Genomic DNA, 4,805 nt, shown 5'->3' on the forward strand with positions numbered 1-4,805 from the left:
GCCGCGGGCCACGCCCGCCGATGGACGGCGGCTGGCCGCGACGATCGGCCGCCGCAACCCCCGGCTCAGCACACGCTTCGGCACCGCCGTGGCGTCAGTTGCGGGGCCTGCGCCCAGCTGCAAAAATGGCCAAAGTCGAGTTTATCCCATCCTCCGTTATAACAAGTTGAAACGCAACACGGAACACCATAATGCCCGATGACTACGTTCAGATAAAGAGCATTTCGCGAGAGTCCTTGGAAATTTTCGCGATGATTGCCCAAAAGGCAAAGCGGAAACTCCACGAATCAACGGAGGTGAGCATTGATCCCCTGATTATTTGCAACACGATGCCAGGGGTCAGAAAAATTGGCGACAGCGATCCAGCCAGAGATCTTGGTGCAATCAGCTCCAGTAATCTTGAAGGATATCGCACCTTAGCCGAAGAGCCAGCCATTGCCCGCGTTGTTGCACTTGATGAGGAAGGGCGACGGAACATATTTTATATCTCGCGAAAATCGACGGTGCCTCTTGATGGAAATATCAAACTCGCAAGTTACCAGTCTGCCGTCGGGCGTTTGGCCTCCCTTTCTATCGGCGAGGCTGTTAGCTTAAGTATAGGTGGCTCGGAACGCAATTTCGAGTTAATCGAGACTGCTCGCTACAAGCCGAATAAACAGGATGGCAACTGGGACTCTAAGATCAGCATCTTTGAGGGCGATGCGTATGGTCCAATCACCGTCGAATCGTTGTTGGCACTGCTCCGACAGCGCGGTGTACTGCACGCCGAAGCGGCATTGATGGAACTTCTTGCTGGAGGTGGTGAGGGAGGCATTTTTGAAGGTCTTCAGCACGAAGTGCGTGCGGCAATGGCGCTCCGTGATCAACCAATTCTCGATCGCATTCAGGACGAAATATTCCGCCTGCCGATCAATCGTCAATTGCTAATTCTCGGACCACCGGGTACCGGCAAGACGACCACCCTTATTCGCAGGCTGGGTCAGAAATTGAACTTGGATTTTTTGGAGCCTGGCGAACGTGCCCTTGTCTCGCGGCTGGCGACGGATGCCCGCCCGCATCAGCGAAGTTGGCTCATGTTCACGCCGACGGACCTCCTGAAGCACTTCGTCAAGGAGGCATTCAATCAAGAACAGGTTCCCGCTTCGGATCAGCAAATCAGGACGTGGGAGTCATATCGTGGCGATATCGCGCGCCGCGTGCTTGGGGTGCTCCAGTCATCAACCGCAACCGGACAATTTATCTTCAAGCCCCAGCTCGGAATAGTCCGGGCTGAGGTAGAAGAGAATCCAGTCGCGTGGTTTGAAGCATTCCAGGAGTTTCACCGGTTGCGGGTTCTGTCATTCTTGCAAAAGGGCACTGAGTTATTGCAGTCGCTGAGGAACACTGACAGCCAGCTACTGATTGATAAGATTAAGGTCGTCATGACCGTTGCGGATCAAACACGGTTAATTGAGGTATTCCGCAAATTAGCGGAATTTGAGGGTGACCTGCTCCCATTTGTGAAGTCATTGAAGGATGAATCTGACAGACGGATCAGAGCGTGCCTTGTGCGGACTTTCAATGCGGATCGCGAATTCTTGAGGGCGTTTGCTGCATTCATCGACACTGTCCAGGCGGATGATGAATCTGATGCTGAAGACGAGTTCGACGATGATGTGGTTGAGGAGTCGCCGGTCCAGGTAAGTACATCAATATATTCGCTATGAGCGCTTAATTATTTATCTTTCTTTTAAATCAATGCTTTGCAATTATTGGCGCCTACAAATATTTCACTTGAAGTACTTAACTTCACTTCAGAAGGCCGAGAGGGTCTACAGTCGGGCGCTGCGTAGCCTTGCCCGATACAGATTTCTTAAGCGCTCGGCATCAAAGGATAGTTTCGTGCAGAAGATCCGAGAGTGGCTCGGAGAACGTATTCCGGACGATTTAACGCTGCTTTCAATCGGAGAGAGCATTGCTTTACAGAATGGGCTAAGGCGTTTTATTAATCCTTCGAGAAAGTTTGTCGCCGACGTTCCCGCCAGTTATCGCGAATTTCGAAAAACGGCATGGAAAGAAGGCGCTTGGTACGCAACTAATCTCGAGAGTCAGAAACAACTCGGGCCATTGGAGCTGGATGCTATCGTTCTCTTGATGCTCAAGGTGACGCGGGAATTACTAGGCGAACGTTTTGTCGGACGACAGTTCGACGAATCTCGCTTTGCATTTCTGCGTGTTATTGCGGATGAGTTTAAGGCACAAATCTTGGTTGATGAGGCGACGGATTTCTCGCCGATTCAATTGGCTTGCATGGAGTGCTTGACCGCTTTGGAGACACGCTCTTTTTTTGCTTGCGGAGATTTTAATCAAAGAATTACAAGATGGGGGACCCGAACGCTGGAGCAAATTAGTTGGATATCCGGGCGCATCGACACTCGCACGATCAATACGGTCTACCGGCAGAGCAGGATTCTCAATGAGTTTTCGTCGGCACTGTTGCGGGCGAGTGACGGAGACTCGAAGAATCGGGGTCAGTTGCCGGAGAAGATGAATCATACCGGCGTTGCCCCGGCTCTCTTAGAGCAATGTGTTTCGCTCGGTGGCGCTTCAACTTGGTTGTCCGAGAGAATTCGGGAGATTGAGCGAATGGTCAATATTGGTCAAATGCCAACCGTTGCCGTGCTTGTAAATTCCGAATCGGAAGTTAAGCCCATGGCGGAAGCGCTTAACGAGCTGTTGGAAGACGTCAATCTCCGCGCGGTCGCGTGCCGCGAGGGTCAGTCGCTTGGCGAGGGTACAGATGTGCGGGTGTTCGATGTTCGACATATCAAAGGGCTTGAATTCGAGGCGGTATTCTTTGTGGGTATTGACGCGCTCGAAAAAGCATTGCCGGATCTTTTCGGAAAGTATCTTTATGTGGGGGCGACGCGGGCCGCTACATACTTGGGCGTCGCCTGCTTTGGCGCTCTTCCGCAGCAGATGGAATCAATGAGGCCCAATTTCTGTGATTCGTGGACGGTTTGACTGAGTGCCGAGGCGTCGGTGTTTCACGGAGAACGCGAAGGATCGGACTTGACGGACCCCGGTGCTCTAACCTTTGGTGAGGAAAGCAGGTGCTTCGCGTGCCGCGCAAACCGCTGGTCATCAAAGGTGTAGAGCGTCCGCGAAGTCCAGGCCTTGACTGGTTCAAGAGCGATCATCGGTGCCGCCACGCATCGCGGTCGCGACGTCGAAATCGGCGAGGCGCCGTTCGCCAGATTGATCACACCGCAGCATTCCGTACCCGTCGTCGACTTGGGTGCGCTTGATCGTCCGTAGCGGCCGTACGCGAATGCTGTCGCCCTCCAACTCGAAGTCTAGCTTGGTGCCTGGTGAGATCCCGAGTCGGTGCCGGATCCTGGTGTCCAAAGCGGCTGCGCTGGTACCTGGAGCGCGAACCCTGGGCGCTCAGTGCGGTGCCGCATATCTTCCTGCGGGTCATCGAGCGCCAGCTGCGACAGACCAGTCCGGGGGCGTCGCCGGGCGCACGGTTCGGAGCGGTGAGCGTTGTGCACCGGTTCGGCGCGGCACTGAACCGCCACGTCCATTTCCATTGCTGCGTGCTTGACGGGGTGTTTGAGGGCGGCCCGACGGTCAGGTCCAGTTCCGACCCGCCCAACCCCTGAGCGCGGAGGCGCTCGCGGCCATCGCCACCCAGATCCGCCGACGGGCGCGCTGCGCTGTTTCGCCCGCAGCGGGCTGCTGGAGGCCGCGGACGCCCAGGACATGCTGACCTGGGAACACGGTGGCTTTTCGCTCGACGCCCACCCCCAGACCGCCCAACTCAGCCAACAGCCGTTTGCCCGGTGTCCTACGGCTAAAGCCGGGCCTTGGCGGGGTCTCCGGTGGTAGCATTTCCTATCCGTTTAAGCCGCCGCGGCCCGGACGATCAATTCCAGGCGCACCTCATCGTACGGCAGGCTCAACTTGCTCTCGTTGGTCTTGTCGATCAGCCCGCAGTTGACCAGTACCTGAGCGTCCGTATGCACGCCCTTCACGTCGCGCCCGAGTCGCTCCGCCAGTTCGCGCACCCCGAGCGGGCCGGCACCGGTCAGTGCCTTGAGGATGGCCCAGCGGTTCGCGTTCAGGGTCGCCAGCAGGTGTTCTTCGCTGGAGAAGGAATAGATACAACCCTGCGGCACCCCGCGGAACGCGGCCTTCATGCTCGCCTTCATGGTCTCCAGGTCAGCGACATCAATGGTCAGCATGGTCATGGCGGATTCCTCAGAAGCGATCAACGTCAAACCAGAAGTCATCGACCAGTTGATCCAGGCTGATGAAGGTGTATGGGACCTCCTGTTCACCCAGGTGTTTGTGGTCGCCCTTGCCGCGCTCGTTGTCGTAGCGCAGGACGCAGACGCCGTTGGCGACCAAGGCCAAGCGGTACTTGAAGCCGTGGGTGCTGGGGGGTAGCGGGTCCACGAGTCGCCAGATCGATACTTCGACGAATCGGTCATCGCCGAGGGCATAGCGTCGTTTCTGGATGAGTTCGGCCGCCATGTTGTCAGCCTAACAACAGCGTAATCTGTCGTCAATGAGACAACGCGCAGCTCTGAAGCATGACCGCGCGACCGCAGTCACGGCGCGGGCTGGCGGGGGTTAACGGAACCGCAACAGCCAACGCCTGCGCCGACCGGCGCTGACGCCGCCAGCAATTCCAAATTTGGGCGGCACCGCGCGACCTCTGGTGGATGCGGCGCGCGCGACCGCCGTGCCGAGTCCCCGAGACCGAGCGGCGCGCCTTATCCACCCTACAACGGAGCCGGTTTCGTAGGGTGGATAAGCGC

General features: G+C 56.7%; 5 protein-coding genes. 3 read left to right on the plus strand and 2 right to left on the minus strand.

The genetic code is table 11. The features are described 5' to 3' along the window. Positions 1-191 precede the first annotated feature (191 nt). The 3 genes from QZY03_RS10105 (at position 192) to QZY03_RS10115 (ending at position 3,644) form a co-directional block, all read left to right on the plus strand. On the plus strand, positions 192-1,706 hold the full coding sequence (locus QZY03_RS10105) for a hypothetical protein (RefSeq protein WP_295580592.1): 1,515 nt from the start codon (positions 192-194) through the stop codon (positions 1,704-1,706). A gap of 175 nt (positions 1,707-1,881) precedes the next feature. Then, positions 1,882-3,003, plus strand: coding sequence for an ATP-binding domain-containing protein (locus tag QZY03_RS10110; RefSeq protein ID WP_295580594.1), 1,122 nt, complete (start codon positions 1,882-1,884; stop codon positions 3,001-3,003). A 347-nt stretch (positions 3,004-3,350) separates the two neighbouring features. Beyond that, complete coding sequence (locus QZY03_RS10115; RefSeq protein ID WP_295580596.1) at positions 3,351-3,644, plus strand: transposase; 294 nt, start codon at positions 3,351-3,353, stop codon at positions 3,642-3,644. 240 nt (positions 3,645-3,884) lie between these two features. Here the strand turns inward: QZY03_RS10115 and QZY03_RS10120 are convergent, their stop codons facing one another. Together QZY03_RS10120 and QZY03_RS10125 are read right to left on the minus strand one after the other, a co-directional pair. Continuing rightward, positions 3,885-4,232 (minus strand): transcriptional regulator, encoded by a 348-nt coding sequence (locus QZY03_RS10120; RefSeq protein WP_295580598.1) that lies wholly within the window; start codon positions 4,230-4,232, stop codon positions 3,885-3,887. 10 nt (positions 4,233-4,242) lie between these two features. Beyond that, complete coding sequence (locus QZY03_RS10125) at positions 4,243-4,518, minus strand: DUF6516 family protein (RefSeq protein WP_295580600.1); 276 nt, start codon at positions 4,516-4,518, stop codon at positions 4,243-4,245. Between the last annotated feature and the right edge of the window lie 287 nt (positions 4,519-4,805).

The organism is uncultured Lamprocystis sp., assembly GCF_903933125.1.
Lineage (GTDB): Bacteria > Pseudomonadota > Gammaproteobacteria > Chromatiales > Chromatiaceae > Thiodictyon.